The organism is Streptomyces sp. NPDC012508 (genome assembly GCF_042902595.1).
Classification (GTDB): domain Bacteria; phylum Actinomycetota; class Actinomycetes; order Streptomycetales; family Streptomycetaceae; genus Streptomyces.
On sequence record NZ_JBIBEO010000003.1, the window covers coordinates 373,735 to 392,785 of the forward strand.

A 19,051-nucleotide genomic window follows, 5' to 3' on the forward strand; every position below is an offset into this window, starting at 1 on the left:
AAATATTTGATACCGAATAATCATGGAGGGCGACGTACGATCGACCCATGGAGCCGACCGAACCCACCGGGCCCACGGCGCGGGACTGGACCGACGAGCACGTGGCCCGCTGGCAGCCCGTCCTGCCCGGCCTCGACCCGGTGGTGGAGGGCGCCGTCACCCGCATGAAGAAGCTCTCCGTCCATCTGCGGCGGGTCCGCGAGCAGTCCCTCGTCGACTTCGAGCTGGAACGCCACGAGTTCGACACCCTCCACAAGCTGGCCGGCCGCGGCGGCAGCGCGGCCCCCTCCGAACTGGCCCAGGACCTCGACCTCGCCCCCGCCTCGGTCACCGGCCGCCTCGACGCCCTGGAGAAGCGGGGCTTCGTCCGCCGTACGCAGTCCACGGCCGACCGCCGCCGCGTCGTCGTCCAGCTCACGGCCTCCGGCCGGGAGACCTGGCTCGGCGCGATGGACGTCCTCGGTCACGAGGAGGAGCGGCTGCTCGGCGTCCTCGACGTCAAGGAACGGGCCCTGCTCAACGACATGCTCCGCCGGATCATGGTCGTCGCCGAGGAGCCGGACGTCACCGGCGCTCCCGGTGCCCCTTGGGCGGAACGGCGCGCCCGCTAGGGACGGCCTCCTGATCGGCGCCGCCCGCGCGGCGGGGCGCAGCAGCCTGCCCCGGGAAGCCCCTGGTCGGACCCGGCCGCCCCGGGCAGGCCCCTGACGCGATCCCCTAGAGGTTCACTTCGACCCTCGCCCCGGCGCTCACACGCTCAGCGAGCGCGCGAAGTTGACCTGGTTCATCACCCAGTGGAAGGTGTCCGGGCCCGTCGCGGGGATCATCGTGGAGTGGTGCCGGCCGCCGCTGGTCACCGAGACCTGGATGAAGCCGGTCGTCTGCTTCTCCTTCATCAGCAGGAACAGCAGGCCCAGCAGACAGAAGATGAAGAAGACGACGGCCAGCACGATCGCGACCGTGGGCATCTTCTCCTCCGTCCGCGACATGTCCATCGCGTTCCACACGGCGCCCTTGAGCGGCATCGCACCGGCCGGCGTGATGATCTGGTCCCCGACGACGGTGATGTCACCGAGGCTCAACATCGGTGCCCCGCCGCCGCCCTGAGCCACCGGCGGATACTGCGGCGGCACCGGCAGGCCCGGGAGGGTCGGCTCGTACGAAGGACCGGGGGCCGCCTGGGGATACCCGTAACCCGGCGTCCCCTGCGGATATCCGTAGCCGGGCGCCCCCGGCTGGTCGGGCCCCCACTTGTACTCACCGTCCGCGTAAGGGTTCGGCTCGCTCATCAATCCCCGCTCTCCCCGAAGTGTTTCGGACACATGATCCGGACAATGGAAAGCCCGAAGGCCCGTTCCCGCACGCCGCAGCGTACAGAAACGGGCCTCCGGCCGTGGAAACGCTCAGAAGCGACGCGTGATCAGCGCGCGCTTCACTTCCTGGATCGCCTTCGTGACCTCGATGCCACGCGGGCAGGCGTCCGTGCAGTTGAACGTCGTGCGGCAACGCCACACGCCGTCCTTGTCGTTCAGGATCTCCAGGCGCTGCTCGCCCGCCTCGTCACGCGAGTCGAAGATGAAGCGGTGCGCGTTGACGATCGCGGCCGGGCCGAAGTACTGCCCATCGTTCCAGAAGACCGGGCAGGACGACGTGCACGCGGCGCACAGGATGCACTTGGTGGTGTCGTCGAAGCGCTCGCGGTCCTCGGCCGACTGCAGACGCTCACGCGTCGGCTCGTTGCCCTTGGTGACCAGGAACGGCATGACGTCCCGGTACGCCTGGAAGAAGGGCTCCATGTCGACCACGAGGTCCTTCATCACCGTGAGGCCCTTGATGGCCTCGACGGTGATCGGCTTCTCGGGGTTGATGTCCTTGATCAGCGTCTTGCAGGCGAGCCTGTTCTTGCCGTTGATCCGCATCGCGTCCGAGCCGCAGATGCCGTGCGCGCACGAGCGGCGGAAGGTCAGCGTGCCGTCGACGTCCCACTTGATCTTGTGAAGGGCGTCGAGCACACGCTCCTTCGGGTCGATCTCGATCTGGAAGTCCTCCCAGACCGACGCGTCCGACACCTCGGGGTTGAAGCGGCGGATCCGCATCGTGACCGTGATGTACGGGGAGGCGGCGGACTCCGCCTCGACCTTGTCCAGTACGGGGGTAGCCATCAGTACTTACGCTCCATCGGCTGGTAGCGGGTCTGGACGACCGGCTTGTAGTCGAGACGGACGGTCTCGGAGCCGTCGTCGCCGACCTCGCGGTACGCCATGGTGTGGCGCATGAAGTTGACGTCGTCGCGGTTCGGGTAGTCCTCGCGGTAGTGACCGCCGCGGGACTCCTTGCGCGCCAGGGCCGAGACGGCCATGACCTCGGCCAGCTCGAGCAGGTTGCCCAGCTCGATCGCCTCCAGGAGGTCCGTGTTGAAGCGCTTGCCCTTGTCCTGGATGGACACGTTCTCGTAGCGCTCGCGCAGCTCCGCGATCTTCTCGACAGCCGTCTTGATCGTCTGCTCGGTGCGGAACACCATCACGTTGGCGTCCATCGTCTCCTGGAGCTCACGGCGGATGTCGGCCACCCGCTCGCTGCCCGTGGAGTTGCGCAGCTTCTCGATCTGCGAGACGACGAGGGACTCCGGGTTCTCCGGAAGCTCGACGAAGTCGTTCTTGGCGGAGTACTCGGCCGCGGCGATGCCCGAGCGCTTGCCGAACACGTTGATGTCGAGCAGCGAGTTCGTGCCCAGACGGTTGGCGCCGTGCACGGAGACACAGGCGACTTCGCCGGCCGCGTACAGACCCGGGACGACGGTGGTGTTGTCCGCCAGGACCTCACCCTCGACGTTGGTCGGGATGCCGCCCATGGCGTAGTGCGCGGTGGGCTGGATCGGGATCGGGTCCGTGTAAGGCTCGATGCCGAGGTACGTACGGGCGAACTCGGTGATGTCCGGGAGCTTGGCGTCGAGCTGCTCCGGCGGGAGGTGCGTCAGGTCGAGGTAGACGTGGTCGCCCTCGGGACCGCAGCCACGGCCCTCGCGGATCTCCGTGTAGATGGAGCGCGAGACGACGTCACGGGACGCGAGGTCCTTCATGACCGGCGCGTACTTCTCCATGAAGCGCTCGCCGTCCTTGTTGCGGAGGATGCCGCCCTCACCGCGGGCGCCCTCCGTCAGCAGGATGCCCATGCGCCAGATGCCCGTCGGGTGGAACTGGAAGAACTCCATGTCCTCCAGCGGCAGACCGCGGCGGTAGCAGGCCGCCTGGCCGTCACCCGTGAGGGTGTGCGCGTTGGAGGTCACCTTGAAGAACTTGCCCGTGCCGCCGGAGGCGTAGATCACGGCCTTGGCCTGGAAGATGTGGATCTCACCGGTGGCCAGCTCGTACGCGACCACACCGGCGGACTTCTTGACACCGTCGACCTCGGTGATCAGCTGGTCCAGGACGTAGAACTCGTTGAAGAACTCCACGCCCTCCTTGACGCAGTTCTGGTACAGCGTCTGGAGGATCATGTGACCGGTGCGGTCCGCGGCGTAGCAGGACCGGCGGACCGGCGCCTCGCCGTGGTTGCGGGAGTGACCGCCGAAGCGGCGCTGGTCGATGGTGCCGTTCGGGGTCCGGTTGAACGGCAGGCCCATCTTCTCCAGGTCGAGGACGGCGTCGATGGCCTCCTTCGCCAGGATCTCGGCGGCGTCCTGGTCGACCAGGTAGTCACCACCCTTGACCGTGTCGAAGGTGTGCCACTCCCAGTTGTCCTCCTCCACGTTGGCGAGCGCAGCGGCCATGCCGCCCTGCGCCGCGCCCGTGTGGGAGCGGGTGGGGTAGAGCTTCGTCAGGACGGCGGTGCGGCTGCGCTTCGTCGCCTCGATGGCGGCGCGCATGCCGGCGCCACCGGCGCCGACGATGACGGTGTCGTACTTGTGGATCTTCATGACGTGGATTACCTCAGCCCCGTGCCTAGCGGATGTTCGGGTCGAAGGTGAAGATCACCAGCGTGCCCAGAAGGATGGTGAACACCGTGGCGGTGTACAGCAGGCCCTTGAGCCACAGGCGCGTGTTGGCCCGCTCCGCGTAGTCGTTGATGACCGTACGGAGGCCGTTGGCGCCGTGCAGCATGGCGAGCCAGAGCATCAGCAGGTCCCAGACCTGCCAGAACGGGGACGCCCAGCGGCCGGCCACGAAGGCGAAGCCGATCTTGGAGACGCCGCCGTCGAGGAAGAGCTGGATCAGCAGGTGGCCGAGGACCAGGACGACGAGGACGATGCCCGAGAGGCGCATGAAGAGCCATGCGGCCATCTCGAAGTTGCCTCGCGTCGCCTTCGGCGTCTTGCCGGTGCGCTTGCGGGGGGCCTCGATGTACGGGGCCGGGTTGTCCACGTCGTAGGAAGCGCCCTCGACGGGACCGATCGCGGAAGTGGTGTCAGCAGACATGTCTGGCGTCAGCTCCCGAACAGTTCACGTGCGGCGTGGCCGAGGACGGGGTAGATGGAGCCCGCCATCAGCACGACCCAGATGCCCACGACGGTCCAGAGCATCTGCTTCTGGTAGCGCGGGCCCTTGGACCAGAAGTCCACCGCGACGACCCGCAGGCCGTTCAGCGCGTGGAAGAGAATGGCGGCGACCAGGCCGTACTCGAGGAGTGCGACGATCGGCGTCTTGTACGTGGCGACCACGTCGTCGTACGCCTCGGGGGAGACGCGGACGAGAGCGGTGTCCAGCACGTGTACGAACAGGAAGAAGAAGATGAGGACGCCGGTGACTCGATGAGCCACCCAGGACCACATTCCTTCCCGGCCGCGGTACAGCGTTCCAGCCGGCACGGAAAAACCCTCCGGGAGCGGGGATCAGGGTCGGCCGGCTTCAGTGTCGGTCTGACCCGGCCGGGTACGGTCCACCGGCCCCGGTCATCGTAGCGACGACTTGTCGGTTCGCTCGCGCGGGGTCCATAGGTGTGATCAAAGTGGCACGGACGGGCTATCGCGACGGCCCGAATCACCGCATTCCGGACGCCTGTACGGAAAGGGGCGCCGCGCCGGAGGCGCGTGCCGGATCGGGGGCGAGCGCCGCGCCGATGTGGTGGGCGAGGCGGGCGCGGGCCAGCCGGCGCAGCTCGTCGGCGGCGACCACCCGCTCCTCGTCCGGCTCGTTGGCGAGGCGCGACCGGATGCCCGCGAGCACCTGGTCGAGGCGCTCGCCGGGGCGTACGCCGTCGAGGCTGATCACGAAGGCGTGCCCGAACCGGCTCTCGTACGCGGCGTGGGCGGCCCGCAGCGCGGTGTGCGCGGCGGCCGGGGCGTCGGGGTGGGGCGCGGCGGAGGACTCGGCGGCCAGAGCCTCCTGGCGATCGGTGGCGGACAGGTCGTAACCGGCCTCGTCGGCGGCGGCGAGCAGCGCGTCGAGTGTCGGGTACGGGCGGTGCGCGGTCACCCGTTCGGCCCAGCGGGGGCTGTGGCAGCAGGAGAGGAGCAGCTCCTCGGCGACGGCGGCGGGGGCGGCGTTGAAACGCGCGAGACCCTCGGGCGTGGCGGGACCCTCGGGCGTGGCGGGACCGCCGGGCGTGGCGGGACCGTCGGGCGTGTCGCACGCGGCAGGGACACCTGGGGCGCCGGTCACCGTGCGCGTCGCCGGCGTGGCGCGCGCGGCGACGTGCCGGGGGTCGCCCTGCTGGGCAGGTATCGCGGGGCGCGCCGGGCTCGCGGGCGTCGGAGAGGTCGCGGGCGGCGCGGCGGGTGTCCCGGGGGTCGCGGCGGAGCCCAGGTCCCGGTTCCGGGACGGGGTGCGGGTGTCGCTGGTCAGCGTGGACTCCGGGAAAGATGGGGTGGGTGTGACGCAACGTTATCGACGGGGTGAAGGAACTGTCCGACGGATGCACGAATTTCACCCGGAAGGGAGAGTTTCGGGACGCGTCCGTGACGTTCCGGGGTCGAGAACCTGCCCCGAATGGCCGCACGCGACGGTCTGAGGGAGGATTCCGAATGATGCGGTACGCCATACGAAGGCCCCACGCGGGCCCCACCCTCGTCGCGGCCGCGGTGGCACTGGCCACCGTGACCTCCTGCTCCGGCGGTGCTTCCTCCGGCCCCGGCGGCCCCACCTCCGGCGCCGGTACGCCGTCCGCCGTCACCAGCGCGCCGACGAGCACGCCGCCGCCCAGCCCCACGCCCACCCGGACGTACCCCCTCTCCTCCGCGCCGCTCACGGTCCCCGCCGTCAGATCCCACGAGGCGGCGCGCGGACCCGGCTGGCGCCCCACGCCCGAGGCCGGAGTCGTCGTCGCCGCGGGCAGCGAGGGCCTCGCCGACGAGGGCCGGCTGCTCGCGGGGGAGCTCAAGATCGCCTACCGGGGGGCCGTCGCCGCCCGCGCGGGCGACATCGAGCTGGCCCTCGGCGGCAAGGGCGCCCCCGAGTCGTACACCCTCACCACCCGTGACGACCGGGTCAGGATCACCGGGCCCGACCAGGCGGGGGTCTTCTACGGGACCCGCACCCTCAAGCAGTCGGTGAACGGCTCGGGCGCCATGCCCGAGGGCACCGTCACCGACGCGCCCGCCAAGCCCCAGCGCGGGCTGAACCTCGACATCGCCCGGAAGTTCTTCACCGCGGAGTGGATCGAGGCGCGGCTCCGCGAGATGGCCGACCTCAAGCTCAACCAGTTCGGTCTGCACTTCTCCGACGACCAGGGCTTCCGGATCGCCTCGGACACCCACCCCGAGATCGTCTCGGCCCAGCACCTCACCAAGGCCGAGGTGCGCCGGATCCTCGCCCTCGCGCAGACCCTGCACATCACCGTCGTGCCCGAGATCGACTCACCCGGACACCTCGGCGCCGTCCTGCGTGCCTACCCGGACCTCCAGCTGCGCAACGTCCAGGGGGTCCCGCGCCAGGGCGCCATCGACATCTCCAAGCCCGCCTCGGCGAGACTCCTGGACGAGCTGCTGCGCGAGTACGCGGGCCTCTTCCCCGGCGGCTGGTTCCATGTCGGAGCCGACGAGTACCAGGCGCTGACCGTCAGCTCCCCGGAGACCTCCTATCCGCAGCTGGCGACGGCGGCGCGTGAGAAGTACGGCCCCCAGGCGCGCGTGCAGGACCTTGCGGAGGGCTGGCTGAACGACCGGGCGGCGGTCGTGCGGGACGAGGGCAAGGTGGCGAAGGCCTGGAACGACGGCTTCTTCCGGGGCGGGGTCGTCCACGCCGACAAGGACATCGAGGTCGAGTACTGGACCGGCAAGGAGATCGGCGCACGGCCGCCGACCGAGTACCTGGCCGAGGGCCGCAAGGTCGTGAACCTCAACGACGAGTTCCTGTACTACGTCCTCGGCGAGCCGAACGAGTTCACGTACCCCACCGGCCGCCGCATCTACGAGCAGTGGACCCCGCTGGTGCTGAGGGGCACGACCCCCGTGCCCGCGCGGTACGGACCCCAGATCCTGGGCGGCCGGTTCGCGGTCTGGTGCGATCTGTCCCAGTCGCAGACGCAGGCGCAGGTGGCTGACGGGATCCGGATGCCGCTGACGGCGACGGCGCAGAAGCTGTGGGACGCCCGGACACCGACGATGAGTTGGGCCCAGTTCCAGGAGCTGGCGGTGAAGGTGCGCGGCTGACCAGCGGTTTCCCCGTGGACGGGAAGGTCCCGTGGGACGTACGGTCCCGTTCGCGCCGGCCGCTCAGCCGCGCCGGCTCCTCGGGGAGGGGAGCCGTTCACCCGTGGGGGTCGCTCAACCATGCTCCGTAATCCGAACGGTCTTTCGTATGCCGTCGTAGTCCTGCTCGTGGGGAACATCCTCTTCGACGTCCTCTTCGGCGCGATCGAGGTCCGCTATCTCACCACCACCGGGGAGTTCCTCTACCCGGCCGTGATCGGGGCCCTCGACCTGAACGTGGCCTACAGCATGGGGTTCACGCTGTTCGTGGCGACCGGGATCGTCTTCATCGTCTGGTTCCACCGGCTGCGGCGGAACGCCGAGGTCTGGGCCGGTGACCTGCAGAGCCGGAAGCCCGGCTGGGCCGTCGGCGGATGGCTCGTCCCGATCGGCAATCTGTGGATTCCGCAGGGGGTCGCCGCCGACATCTGGCGGGCCAGCCGCTGGCGGCCGTACGCCGCCGACGGAGCCCGGGAGCTGGCTCTCCTCAACGCCTGGTGGACGGTGTGGGTCGCCGACATCGTGGTGAGCCGGATCGCCTCGCTGCTGTACAAGCGGGCCGAGACCCCCGACGCCTACGTCACCGCGTCCTCGTGGTCCCTGACGGGCTACGTCCTCGACATCTTCGCCGCGGTCCTCGCGATCCTCTTCGTCCGGCGGCTGACCTCTATGCAGCACGCCAAGGCCACTGGCATGATTCCGGCCGCGTAGTGACGTAATCGCGCCAAGTGACGCAGTAAGGGAAGTACTGCGTCCGCAACGGGAGGCCCCGATGAGCCTGCTGGAACTGATCGACCGCGCCGACGAACGGAGTCTGGCGGCCGCCGGGCTCGCCTGCCTGGACCGGTGTCTGCCGCTGCTCGCACCCGAGGGCGGCGAGGTGCTGCGACCCGTCTGGGCGGCGGTGGCCCGCGGTGACGGCGGGGCATGGGGCGAGGCGGTCGCCAAGGCCCGGATCGAGCTCGACGGTGCCGGCACCGAGGAGGGTGAGGCGGCCGGGCTCGTACGCGAGATGCTGGGCGCCGCGCCCGCCGAGTGGGCCGACGGGCCGCTGCGGGCGTGGGCCTCCGGATGCTCCGTCACCGCGCTCGCCCTGCACGGCCGGTACGACGCGGCCGAGGTCACCGACGACTCGATCGCGCGCTGCCGGGCGGGGGACGGGGCCGGTGCGGGCCCGCTCCTCGCGGGCGAGCTGCGCCGGCAGGAGACCGTCCTCGAATCGGTCGCCCACGGGCCGACCGGTCTGCGCCGGGCCCGCGAACTCTCCACGGAGGGCGGCCGGGTGCTCCGTGCGGTGGTCTCCCGCCGGGCCCGTACGGCCTGAGGGCCGCCGCGCACGGTCTCGCACGGTCTCGTGCGGTCCCGTACGGCCCGTCCCATGACGGACGAGTGGCCGGGTGCCCCTGGGGGCACCCGGCCACAGCCGTCATCGCCTCGCCGTCACTCCGCCGGCTTGATCGCGATCTGCTCGAGCACCGCCGCGATGTCCGCCTCCGCCCGCGCCTTGTCGAGGCCGAGGCCCGTGAGCGGGCCCTCGCCGTCCTCGAACTCCAGCAGCGCCAGCAGGATGTGCTCGGTGCCGACGTAGTTGTGGCCCAGCCGGAGCGCCTCGCGGAAGGTCAGTTCCAGGACCTTCTTCGCCGCCGCGTCGTACGGGATGAGCGCGGGCACCTCGTCGGCCGCCGGCGGCAGCGTCGGGGTGACCGCCTCGCGCAGCGCCTCGGGCGTCACGCCCTGTGTGGTCAGCCAGTGCACCGCGATGCCCTGGGGCTCCGCGAGCAGGCCGAGGGCCACGTGCCCCGTGCCGATCTCGGCGTTGCCCGCGGCCGCGGCCTCGTTCTGGGAGGCCACGACCACGTTCCTGGCGCGGGGGGTGAAGCGGCTGAACCCGGCGCTCGCGTCCATCTTCTCCGTATCCGGGTCCTTGGGGACGAAGCGCTTCTGGGCCGCCTGGCGGGTGACGCCCATGCTTCTGCCGATGTCGGTCCAGGAGGCGCCGGAGCGCCGGGCCTGGTCGACGAAGTGGCCGATCAGATGGTCGGCCACGTCGCCGAGGTGGTCCGCCGCGATCACCGCGTTCGACAGCTGGTCGAGCGCGTCGGTGTTGGTCTTCTTGATCGCTTCGATGAGGTCGTCGAGCCGGACGGGGATGGTCTTGCCGACTGGGTTCGTCATAGAGGCAACCCTAGGTTGACAGTGCGAGGGTGTCAACCTTCGGTTGACAGTTCGACGGACGTCATGATGATCGCCATGACGACGACGAGCGACCCCACCGCACCCGGCATCACCGCCGACGATCTTCAGCACGCCGTCCGCCTCTCCCTCGCCGCCCTCCGCGGCGCCGCCGCCGCGACCACCGCCGCCGACTGGCAGCGCCCCGCCGGCGGGCTGACCTGGAGCTGCTGGGAGACCGTCGAACACCTCGCCGACGACCTCTTCGCCTACGCCGCCCAGCTCGGCCTCGACGCGCCGGCGCTCGGCACCGAGGTGCCCTTCCTCTGGGAGCGGCGCCGTGAGGGCGGCCCCGCCAACGTCACGTACGCCGATCCCAAGGCCGGGACCGCGGGGCTGCTCCAGGTCCTGGAGTCGTGCGGCGCGCTGCTGACCGCCGTCGTCCGCACGGTTCCGGCGGACCGGCGCGCCTACCACTGCTTCGGTCTCTCCGACGCCGAAGGCTTCGCGGCCATGGGCATCGTCGAGACGCTCGTCCACAGCCATGACATCGCCACAGGCCTCGGCGTTCCGTTCCACCCGCCGGCCGGCCTGTGCGGTCAGGTGCTCACCCGGCTCTTCCCCGGCGCCCCCACGGACACGGACCGCTGGCCGACCCTGCTGTGGGCCACCGGCCGCGGCGAGCTCCCGGGCCGCGAGCGGCTCACGTCCTGGCGCTGGTTCGCCGCACCGCGGGCGGAGGGGGAGGCGGTCACCGATCTGACGGTGTGACCAGCGCCACCTCCGCCACCTGTGACACTTGCGCCCCACCGGTCGCTTGGTTGGGCATGTACCGGGAATCCGACAACGCGCCGGCCATGCCGTCCGCCGACGGAATGCGCGCCTACGTGTCCCAAGTCGTCGAGCGGCTCACAGCCCGAAACCGGCTGCCGCTCGACTACTCCGTGGCCAGCCTCCGTCTGGTCGACCTCATCGTCGACGGATTGCGCCGCGACCATCCCGACCGCGACCGGGTCGATGGCATCCTCCAGGGCCTCGGCGCCTACACCGGCGAGGTGATCGTGCGCCGGGCGGGCGCGCGGTGGGTGGACTTCGACGAGGGGCAGCGGGAGTTCTTCCGTCAGCCCGTGGGGATACGGATGCCCGACGGGCGTGCCTGGAACCCGCTCGGAAAGGTCGTCAACCGATTCGAGACAGGTCCGGAGGAATCCGTACAGCGTTTCTATCTGCTGCTGCACGGGCGGGCCAGGACCCCTGTGCGGTGTCTGTGAACCAGTGACGTTTCGACGGGTCCGCGCGCTGAAGGAAGGGGGGACGGCGCCTCGCGCCCTGCCTCACGAGGGGCATGGGCACGGTGTGCGGTGCCGAGTCGGCACGAAGAGGGAAGTGTGGGCGCGTACGACGCGGAACTGGGCATCCTGGTCGAGCGCGCGCAGCGCGGGGACGAGGACGCCTTCGCGGAGGCCTACCGTCTTGTCCACCCCGGACTGCTCGGTTACGTGCGGGGCCTGGTCGGGGAGGACGCCGAGGACATCGCCTCCGAGGCCTGGCTGGAGATCGCCCGTGACCTCGGCCGGTTCCGTGGTGACGGGGCCGGTTTCCGCGGCTGGACCGCGGCGATCGTCCGCCACCGGGCGCTCGACCATCTGCGCCGGCAGCGGCGACGGCCCCGCACCTCCTTACTGGAGCAGGACGTACTGGAACTGCCCGGCGGTCACGACACGGCGGAGGCCGCCCTGGAGAGGCTGTCGACGGAGCAGGCGCTCGCCCTGGTGCGCGGCCTGCCGCGAGACCAGGCCGAGGCCGTGCTGCTGAGGGTGGTCGTCGGCCTGGACGGACCGGCGACGGCCCGCGTCCTGGGCAAGCGCCCGGGGGCGGTCCGCACGGCGGGCCACCGGGGGCTGAGAAGACTGGCGGCACTGCTCGCCGCCGCGGAGCCGCCGCGACGGCGGAAGGATGGGACATGACACGCGAACCGGACGCGCTCGCCGCCGCGCTGAGCGCGGCGCTGCGGCGCGAACAGGGCGGTGCCGACGCGGGCGAGGCCCGGGCGCGCGAGGCCTTCCGGGCGGCGCGGGCCGCCGAAGAGACCACGGCGCGCCGGACCAGGCGGCGGGACGACTGGCGTCCGGCGCCGGTACGGGGACGGTGGCACGCCTCCCTGCGGACCACCGCGTTCGGAGTGGCCGCGACGGTCCTGCTCGGCGGTGTCGCGGTGGCCGCGTCCGGCACCCTCGACCCCGCCCCGCCCGCTCCGCCGAGACCGGCACCGGCGCGGGATATCCCCGAAACCTCCGGAACCTCCGAGGCCCCCGAAGCTCCCGACACCGACCGCGGTGCGCCGGCAGTGCCGGCATCGGGGGGCGAGGCGGCGGACCGGACGTGGAGCGAGGGTGCGGGCAGGACCCGAGGCGCGTCTCAGGGCAAGGGCAACGGCCGGGACAAGGGCGCGCCTCACGGCAAGGACCAGGGCAGGACCAAGTCCAAGTCCCCGTCGCCGTCCCCGTCCTTGTCCACGTCCACGCCCAAGGACGAGGACAAGGACAGGAACAAGGGCGAGCGTGCCGCCGAGAACAGGGTCAGGGGTCTGGGCGTGAACAGCCCGGCCACAAACGGGCGGAACCCCTGAGTCAGAAGCCCTGAAAAGCGGGCGAAAAGGAAGACGACCGGGGCCGCCACCCCCCACAGGAGAGGCCCCGGTCGTCGTCCGCCGGAGCCGCAGCACGGCCCCGTACTCCCTTCAGCGCCGTACAAGCGTTTTCTGTCACACCACCGCCCATGTCCCAAGTTGGTTGCAAGTTGCACAATCAGAGGACGAACGTGGACGGGGCGCCGCAGAAGGACGTAGCGTGCTGCTGCGTGCCGGATGGTGCGGCGGTGGTGACCAGCCGTGATTGACGAACAGGGTGGGGAGTGCTGGGGGAGGACGCGGAGCTGACGGCCGCGCTGCTCGCTGCGCAGAACGGAGACGAGGACGCCTTCCGTACTGTGTACCGCGCCGTGCACCCACGGCTTTTCGGCTATCTGCGCTCGCTCGTCGGTGACGCCGACGCGGAGGATGTCGCCTCCGAGTCCTGGCTCCAGATAGCCCGCGATCTCGACCGCTTCAGCGGCGACGCCGACCGGTTCCGCGGCTGGGCGGCCCGCATCGCCCGCAACCGGGCGCTCGACCACATCCGGATGCGGGGCAGGCGCCCCGCGGCCAGTGGCGACGAGACCGAACTCACCGACAAGCCCGCCGACTCCGACACGGCGGACGAGGCACTGGAAGCATTGACCACCGGCGACACCATGCATCTGATCGCCCAACTTCCCCAGGACCAGGCCGAGGCCGTCGTGCTGCGGGTCGTGGTCGGCCTGGACGCCAAGAGCGCCGCCGACACCCTGGGCAAGCGCCCCGGCGCGGTCCGCACCGCCGCGCACCGCGGCCTCAAGCGGCTCGCCGAACTCCTCGGCGCCGACGGCGACGCCGCCCAGGCCTCCCTGGGGGGCGTACCACCGCAGCGCGGTCGCAGGCCGGGGGCTCCGGCCCCCGGTGGTGTGACGCAATCGCGCGCGCGGACGCAGAAGGACATGTGATGGCCGACGAGCGGTACCAGTGGCTCGACCAGGACGCCGCGGAGCGGTTGCTGCGCGGCGAGCCGGTCGACGCCGTCGACGATCACGCGCGTGCAGAGGCGCTCCGGCTGGCCCAGGCCCTCGCGGCGGCCCGCCCCGCCCCCCTGGCCCACGCGGCGCAGACCGAACTCCCCGGTGAGGCGGCCGCCCTGGCGGCCTTCCGCGAGGCGACGGCCGAGCGCGCCCTCGCACCGTCCTCCGCGGTCTTCGGGCCCACCGCCGCCGAACTCGGCGCGGTACGGATCGGAGCGGTGCCCGCCGCGCGGCGCTGGGGCCGCTCGCTGCGGTACGGACTGGCCGCCGCGGTCGCCGCCGTGGCGGTCGGCGGGGTCGCCGTCGCCTCCGGCACGGGCCTGCTGCCCTTCACCGCGGAACGCCCTGGCCCCGCCGGTTCCGTGTCGGCCGTGGACACGCCCGAGCCGATCGCCTCGCACGACTCCTCGGAGCGCCCGGACGTCCCGGAGGCCTCGGCCTCCCCGGAACAACCCGGCCTCGGTACGGGTACGGCCTCGACGCCCCCCACCGGCGACGGCGCCACGCCGGACGCGGCCACCTCGACGCCCGCCCCTCCGGCCACCGCCGGAAACGGCGGTACGGGCGACGAGGGCGGCACGGGTGACGCCACCCCCGAGCCGGGGAAGAGCACGGGCGGCCCCGGGAAGGACGGCGCGGATTTCGGCGCCAAGATCGTCAACGCCTGCGAGGACTACCGGGCCGGCCGCCTCGACGACACCGCCAAGAGCCGGCTGGAGAAGTCCCTGCGCGGCGGCGAGACCGTACGGCGCTTCTGCGACCGTGTCCTGGGCGGTGGCTCGGCCGGCGGCAGGGGCGACGGTGCGGGTGACGGCAAGGGCGACGACTCGTCCGGAGAGGGCGAACGAGCGGGCTCCGTCGGCCGCACCGACGACTGGAGCGGTGGCGGGAACACCCGTACGTCCGATCCGGACACCGGTCACGCCGACGGTCCCGCCCCCGGCGAGGACCCCTCCGAAGACGGCTCCGCAGACCGCGCCCCGGTCCCTGCCGGCCTCCGCGCACCCGCCACGGAACTCGTCGAGGCCCACGCCCTGGGGCCCGTCGAGGACGTCCGGACTCTGGCCGGAAATCTCCTCCAGGACCTGGCCCGCATCCCCGTGACGAACGAGGTGTGACACTTTTCGGCCCGTCGGCGCAGTACTGAGTGAGCCGACTGGTCATCGGCCGCGCGTGAGCCGAGGTTCCCCCCGTACCTCCGGCTCCGCGCACGGCGCGGGTGGGACACGTTCCCCCGGTCCCACCCGCGCCACTCTCACTCGTCCCTGGTGACTACCAGTGCACGACGACCTTGTCGCCGACCTTCACCTCGTCGAAGAGGGCCGCGAGCTTCGCCCGGTCCCTGACGTTCACGCAGCCGTGCGAGCCCCCGTTGTAGCCGCGGGCCGCGAAGTCCGCCGAGTAGTGCACGGCCTGGCCGCGGCTGAAGTACATCGAGTACGGCATCGGCGTGTGGTAGAGCTTCGACCAGTCGTCGCGGACCTTGCGGTCGACGTTGAAGACGCCCTCGCGGGTCGGGGTGTTCTCCGAACCGAAGCGGACGTCCATCGACGAGACGACCTTGCCGTCGATCATCCAGGCCAGCGTGCGCGTCTCCTTGCTGATGCAGAGCACGCGCCCCGTCATGCAGCGCGGGTCCGGCGTGTCCAGCGCGTTGGAGGTGGACGGCTTCAGCTCGGCGGCCGTCGGCTCACGCGTCATCCCGACCAGCCGCTGCCAGGTCACCTCGTCCACCGAGCCGGTCTGCGGCAGCCCCCGCTTCTTCTGGAAGGCCGAGACGCCCTTGCCCGTGATCGAGCCGTAGAAGCCGGTGGGCGCGCGGTCGAAGTAGCCGATCTGCCGCAGCCGCGCCTGCAGCTCGCGCACCTGCTTGCTCTCGTCGCCGTCCTTCATCAGGACCTTGCCGGCCGGCTGCGCGGAGGTGGGGGAGGAGCTGGGCGTGGAGGACGGCTTGTCGTCCGACGTCGGCGAGGCGCTCGGGGAGCCGGAGCTCGGCGCCGGCGTCGCGGGCGCGGCCGGGGCGGAGCTCGACGGTCCGCTCGTCGCGGGCGACTGGCCCCCGCCCGCCGCCTGGGCCGTACAGCCGGTGGCGAGTGCCACCGCGGCCGCGGCCATGAGTGCTCTGCGTATGACGGACGATCGGCGCATCTGTGCCCCCCGGGAATCTGCGTGTGTACCTATTGGATGCTTCCCGTGCGCCCTTGGTTGCGCACCCGGCGCAACAACGGAGCATCCTTGTGAGGAAGGTCCCAGCGGGTGGCTCTCCACCCGTCGCACGGCCGCCACTACAGTCCGTCGCGAGAGTCCGTACCAGCCAGTAGGTTTCAATCGGGAGGCACACCAGATGGCGCGCGAGTCGGAGTCGGGGCTGCCCATCGAGCCGGTCTACGGACCGGACGCCCTGGACGGATGGGAGCCCGCCGAGAAGCTGGGCGAGCCGGGCTCGTACCCCTTCACGCGCGGTGTGTACCCGTCGATGTACACCGGCCGGCCCTGGACCATGCGGCAGTACGCGGGCTTCGGCACCGCGGTGGAGTCCAACGCCCGCTACAAGCAGCTGATCGCCAACGGCACGATGGGGCTCTCCGTCGCCTTCGACCTGCCGACGCAGATGGGCCACGACTCCGACGCCCCGATCGCGCACGGCGAGGTCGGCAAGGTCGGTGTCGCCATCGACTCGATCGACGACATGCGCGTCCTGTTCGGCGGGATCCCGCTGGACCAGGTCTCCACCTCGATGACCATCAACGCCCCCGCCGCCCTCCTGCTGCTGCTCTACCAACTCGTGGGCGAGGAGCAGGGCGTCCCCGCCGACCGGCTGACCGGCACCATCCAGAACGATGTGCTCAAGGAGTACATCGCGCGCGGCACGTACATCTTCCCGCCCAAGCCCTCGCTCCGGCTGATCGCGGACATCTTCAAGTACTGCAAGGCCGAGATCCCGAAGTGGAACACCATCTCGATCTCCGGCTACCACATGGCCGAGGCCGGTGCCTCGCCCGCGCAGGAGATCGCGTTCACCCTCGCCGACGGCATCGAGTACGTCCGTACCGCCGTCGCCGCCGGCATGGACGTCGACGACTTCGCCCCCCGCCTCTCCTTCTTCTTCGTGGCCCGTACGACGATCCTGGAGGAGGTCGCCAAGTTCCGCGCGGCCCGCCGGATCTGGGCGAGGGTGATGAAGGAGGAGTTCGGCGCGGAGAACCCCAAGTCGCTGATGCTCCGCTTCCACACCCAGACCGCCGGTGTGCAGCTCACCGCCCAGCAGCCCGAGGTCAACCTGGTGCGCGTCGCCGTCCAGGGCCTGGCGGCCGTCCTCGGCGGTACGCAGTCGCTGCACACCAACTCCTTCGACGAGGCCATCGCCCTGCCGACGGACAAGTCCGCGCGCCTGGCGCTGCGGACGCAGCAGGTCCTCGCGTACGAGACGGACGTCACCGCCACCGTCGACCCGTTCGCCGGCTCGTACGTCGTCGAGAAAATGACGGACGACGTCGAGGCCGCCGCGCTGGAGCTGATGCGGAAGGTCGAGGACCTGGGCGGCGCGGTCAACGCGATCGAGCGCGGCTTCCAGAAGAACGAGATCGAGCGCTCCGCCTACCGGATCGCGCAGGAGACCGACAGCGGCGAGCGGGTCGTCGTCGGCGTCAACCGCTACACGGTCGACGTCGAGGAGCCGTACGAGCCGCTGCGCGTCGACCCGGCGATCGAGGCCCAGCAGGCCGAGCGGCTGGCCAGGCTGCGCGCCGAGCGCGACCAGGCGGCCGTGGACGCGGCGCTCGCCGAGCTGAAGAAGGCGGCGGAGGGGACGGACAACGTGCTCTACCCGATGAAGGACGCGCTCAGGGCGCGGGCGACGGTCGGCGAGGTCTGCGACGCGCTGCGCGAGGTGTGGGGCACGTACGTCCCGACAGACGCGTTCTGATTCTCCGCGCGTTCCGGCCCTCCGCGCGTTCCGGCCCTCCGCCCGTCCGATCTTCCGCGATGCGAAACAGCCGGGCGGAGTGTCGTACCCACGTGCGACACTCCGCTTCATGCTGGGTGTCACCGATCTTCCGACCTACCTCGTGGGCCTCGTCCTCATCATCCTTCTGCCGGGGCCGAACTCGCTGTACGTGCTGTCCGTCGCCGCCCGCAAGGGCACCCGGACCGGGTACAAGGCCGCCGCCGGCGTCTTCACCGGCGACGCGGTCCTGATGACGCTGGCCGCGCTCGGCGCGGCCTCGCTGCTCCAGACCACGCCGCTGCTCTTCATGATCGTGAAGTACGCGGGCGCGGGCTATCTGGCCTGGATGGCGTACGGGATGATGCGGTCGGCCTGGGCGATGTGGCGCTCCCGCGGGGAGACGGCGGACGAGGAGACCGAGCGGACGCAGGCCGCGCCGGGGGAGAACCCGTACCGCAGGGCCCTGGTCATCAGCCTCTTCAACCCGAAGGCGATCCTCTTCCTCATCTCGTTCTTCGTGCAGTTCGTGGACCCGACGTACGCCTACCCGGCGCTCTCCTTCCTGGTGCTCGGCACCCTGCTGGAGATCGGCAGCTTCCTCTATCTGACGATGCTGATATTCGGCGGGACGCGGCTCGCCTCGGCGTTCCGGCGCCGCAGGCGGCTCTCGGCCGGGGCGACCTCCGCCGCGGGCGCGCTGTTCCTCGGCTTCGCCGCGAAGCTCTCCCTCAGCAGCGCCGCTTGACCCTCACACCGTGTGAGGCCGTTCCGTAGGAGTCGTCATGTTCACCATCGGAGACTTCGCACGGCACGGGCGGGTGTCGGTCCGCATGCTGCGTCACTACGACGCCATCGGACTGCTGCGCCCGGCCCATGTCGACCCGCACAGCGGCTACCGCTTCTACGAGGCGGACCAGCTCGCCCGCCTCAACCGCGTCATCGCGCTCAAGGAGCTCGGCTTCACCCTCGAACAGGTGGGGTCGATCCTCGACGAGCAGATCGGCGCGGAGGAGCTGCGCGGCATGCTGCGGCTGCGCCAGGCCGAGCTGGAGACGGCCCTGGCGGAGGCAGCGGGACGGCTGGCCCAGGTCGGCGCGCGGCTCCGAGCCATCGAGAGCGAGGGGCACATGCCCACGCAGGACGTCGTGATCAAGAGGATTCCGCCGGTACGGCTCGCCGAGCTGAGCGGCGTGGCGGCGGGCTTCGGCCCCGGCGAGATCGGCCCGGTCATCCAGCCGCTGTACGAGCAGCTGTGCGCCCGCCTGGAGGCGGCGGGCGTCACGGGGTTCGGCCCCGGGATCGCGTACTACGAGGACGCGGGGCGGGGCGACGGCTCGGTCGTCGTCCACGCGGGGATGACGGTCCCCGCGGGCACGGAGGAGGTGGCCGGCGTCGACGTCGTCGTGCTGCCGGGCCTGGACGAGGCGGCGACCGTCGTCCACCGGGGCCCGATGGAGGACCTCCTGCCGACGGTCCAGACCCTGGCCACCTGGATCGACGCCAACGGCTACCGCTCGACGGGCTACTCCCGCGAGCTGTATCTGGAGTGCCCGGACGACCGCACGAAGTGGGTGACGGAACTCCAGGAGCCGGTCACCCGGGCGTAAGGCACCGCGGAGCGGCCCTCCCGGACTCCACACGTCCGGGAGGGCCGCTCT

General features: G+C 71.2%; 21 protein-coding genes. 13 read left to right on the forward strand and 8 right to left on the reverse strand.

What is annotated here, in order from left to right; genetic code table 11:
* The first annotated feature begins 47 nt into the window (after positions 1–47).
* Positions 48–611 (forward strand): MarR family winged helix-turn-helix transcriptional regulator, encoded by a 564-nt coding sequence (locus ACFY8U_RS12135; protein ID WP_389568931.1) that lies wholly within the window; start codon positions 48–50, stop codon positions 609–611.
* 138 nt (positions 612–749) lie between these two features.
* Here ACFY8U_RS12135 and ACFY8U_RS12140 read toward each other — a convergent pair whose 3' ends face one another.
* The 6 genes from ACFY8U_RS12140 to ACFY8U_RS12165 all read right to left on the reverse strand — a co-directional run bounded on the left by ACFY8U_RS12140 (position 750) and on the right by ACFY8U_RS12165 (position 5,597).
* Positions 750–1,289: a hypothetical protein gene (locus ACFY8U_RS12140; protein WP_389568933.1), complete on the reverse strand. Its 540-nt coding sequence runs from the start codon at positions 1,287–1,289 to the stop codon at positions 750–752.
* Between the two features lie 114 nt (positions 1,290–1,403).
* A complete protein-coding gene (locus ACFY8U_RS12145; protein WP_331907562.1) occupies positions 1,404–2,162 on the reverse strand; it encodes a succinate dehydrogenase iron-sulfur subunit in 759 nt (252 codons plus the stop codon).
* Positions 2,162–3,916, reverse strand: a complete 1,755-nt coding sequence (gene sdhA, locus ACFY8U_RS12150) for a succinate dehydrogenase flavoprotein subunit (RefSeq protein ID WP_361596555.1) — start codon at positions 3,914–3,916, stop codon at positions 2,162–2,164. The genes ACFY8U_RS12145 and sdhA overlap by 1 nt, the downstream gene beginning before the upstream one ends.
* Positions 3,917–3,941: 25 nt before the next feature.
* Positions 3,942–4,415 (reverse strand): succinate dehydrogenase hydrophobic membrane anchor subunit, encoded by a 474-nt coding sequence (locus tag ACFY8U_RS12155; protein WP_137993790.1) that lies wholly within the window; start codon positions 4,413–4,415, stop codon positions 3,942–3,944.
* A gap of 8 nt (positions 4,416–4,423) precedes the next feature.
* Complete coding sequence (gene sdhC / locus ACFY8U_RS12160) at positions 4,424–4,804, reverse strand: succinate dehydrogenase, cytochrome b556 subunit (RefSeq protein ID WP_361442776.1); 381 nt, start codon at positions 4,802–4,804, stop codon at positions 4,424–4,426.
* 172 nt (positions 4,805–4,976) lie between these two features.
* A complete protein-coding gene (locus ACFY8U_RS12165) occupies positions 4,977–5,597 on the reverse strand; it encodes a 2-oxo-4-hydroxy-4-carboxy-5-ureidoimidazoline decarboxylase (RefSeq protein WP_389568936.1) in 621 nt (206 codons plus the stop codon).
* A 362-nt stretch (positions 5,598–5,959) separates the two neighbouring features.
* Here ACFY8U_RS12165 and ACFY8U_RS12170 point away from each other — a divergent pair, with 362 nt between their 5' ends.
* The 3 genes from ACFY8U_RS12170 (at position 5,960) to ACFY8U_RS12180 (ending at position 8,948) form a co-directional block, all read left to right on the forward strand.
* On the forward strand, positions 5,960–7,585 hold the full coding sequence (locus tag ACFY8U_RS12170; protein WP_389568940.1) for a glycoside hydrolase family 20 protein: 1,626 nt from the start codon (positions 5,960–5,962) through the stop codon (positions 7,583–7,585).
* A 168-nt stretch (positions 7,586–7,753) separates the two neighbouring features.
* A complete protein-coding gene (locus ACFY8U_RS12175; RefSeq protein WP_389568942.1) occupies positions 7,754–8,335 on the forward strand; it encodes a DUF4328 domain-containing protein in 582 nt (193 codons plus the stop codon).
* 61 nt (positions 8,336–8,396) lie between these two features.
* The gene (locus ACFY8U_RS12180) at positions 8,397–8,948 is read left to right on the forward strand and encodes a hypothetical protein (RefSeq protein ID WP_361442788.1); all 552 of its coding nucleotides are present in this window, start codon (positions 8,397–8,399) and stop codon (positions 8,946–8,948) included.
* A 116-nt stretch (positions 8,949–9,064) separates the two neighbouring features.
* Here ACFY8U_RS12180 and ACFY8U_RS12185 read toward each other — a convergent pair whose 3' ends face one another.
* The gene (locus ACFY8U_RS12185; RefSeq protein WP_389568944.1) at positions 9,065–9,799 is read right to left on the reverse strand and encodes a Clp protease N-terminal domain-containing protein; all 735 of its coding nucleotides are present in this window, start codon (positions 9,797–9,799) and stop codon (positions 9,065–9,067) included.
* Positions 9,800–9,874: 75 nt separating this feature from the next.
* Between ACFY8U_RS12185 and ACFY8U_RS12190 the strand changes: the two genes are divergently transcribed.
* The 6 genes from ACFY8U_RS12190 (at position 9,875) to ACFY8U_RS12215 (ending at position 14,565) form a co-directional block, all read left to right on the forward strand.
* Complete coding sequence (locus tag ACFY8U_RS12190; protein WP_389568946.1) at positions 9,875–10,567, forward strand: DinB family protein; 693 nt, start codon at positions 9,875–9,877, stop codon at positions 10,565–10,567.
* Positions 10,568–10,623: 56 nt separating this feature from the next.
* The gene (locus tag ACFY8U_RS12195) at positions 10,624–11,067 is read left to right on the forward strand and encodes a hypothetical protein (protein WP_389568949.1); all 444 of its coding nucleotides are present in this window, start codon (positions 10,624–10,626) and stop codon (positions 11,065–11,067) included.
* A 117-nt stretch (positions 11,068–11,184) separates the two neighbouring features.
* A complete protein-coding gene (locus ACFY8U_RS12200) occupies positions 11,185–11,763 on the forward strand; it encodes an RNA polymerase sigma factor (RefSeq protein WP_389568953.1) in 579 nt (192 codons plus the stop codon).
* Positions 11,760–12,425, forward strand: coding sequence for a hypothetical protein (locus ACFY8U_RS12205; RefSeq protein WP_389568956.1), 666 nt, complete (start codon positions 11,760–11,762; stop codon positions 12,423–12,425). Before ACFY8U_RS12200 ends, ACFY8U_RS12205 begins: the two co-directional genes overlap by 4 nt.
* A 284-nt stretch (positions 12,426–12,709) precedes the next feature.
* The gene (locus ACFY8U_RS12210; protein WP_361442806.1) at positions 12,710–13,375 is read left to right on the forward strand and encodes an RNA polymerase sigma factor; all 666 of its coding nucleotides are present in this window, start codon (positions 12,710–12,712) and stop codon (positions 13,373–13,375) included.
* Positions 13,375–14,565 (forward strand): hypothetical protein, encoded by a 1,191-nt coding sequence (locus tag ACFY8U_RS12215; RefSeq protein ID WP_389568959.1) that lies wholly within the window; start codon positions 13,375–13,377, stop codon positions 14,563–14,565. The genes ACFY8U_RS12210 and ACFY8U_RS12215 overlap by 1 nt, the downstream gene beginning before the upstream one ends.
* A 154-nt stretch (positions 14,566–14,719) precedes the next feature.
* Here the strand turns inward: ACFY8U_RS12215 and ACFY8U_RS12220 are convergent, their stop codons facing one another.
* Entirely contained in the window at positions 14,720–15,562 is an 843-nt protein-coding gene (locus tag ACFY8U_RS12220; RefSeq protein ID WP_389568962.1) for a L,D-transpeptidase family protein, read from the reverse strand.
* A gap of 229 nt (positions 15,563–15,791) precedes the next feature.
* Here ACFY8U_RS12220 and ACFY8U_RS12225 point away from each other — a divergent pair, with 229 nt between their 5' ends.
* The 3 genes from ACFY8U_RS12225 to ACFY8U_RS12235 all read left to right on the forward strand — a co-directional run bounded on the left by ACFY8U_RS12225 (position 15,792) and on the right by ACFY8U_RS12235 (position 19,000).
* The gene (locus tag ACFY8U_RS12225) at positions 15,792–17,372 is read left to right on the forward strand and encodes a methylmalonyl-CoA mutase family protein (RefSeq protein WP_361442815.1); all 1,581 of its coding nucleotides are present in this window, start codon (positions 15,792–15,794) and stop codon (positions 17,370–17,372) included.
* A gap of 109 nt (positions 17,373–17,481) precedes the next feature.
* The gene (gene leuE, locus ACFY8U_RS12230; RefSeq protein ID WP_389568965.1) at positions 17,482–18,138 is read left to right on the forward strand and encodes a leucine efflux protein LeuE; all 657 of its coding nucleotides are present in this window, start codon (positions 17,482–17,484) and stop codon (positions 18,136–18,138) included.
* Between the two features lie 37 nt (positions 18,139–18,175).
* Entirely contained in the window at positions 18,176–19,000 is an 825-nt protein-coding gene (locus ACFY8U_RS12235; RefSeq protein ID WP_389568968.1) for a MerR family transcriptional regulator, read from the forward strand.
* Positions 19,001–19,051 lie beyond the last annotated feature (51 nt).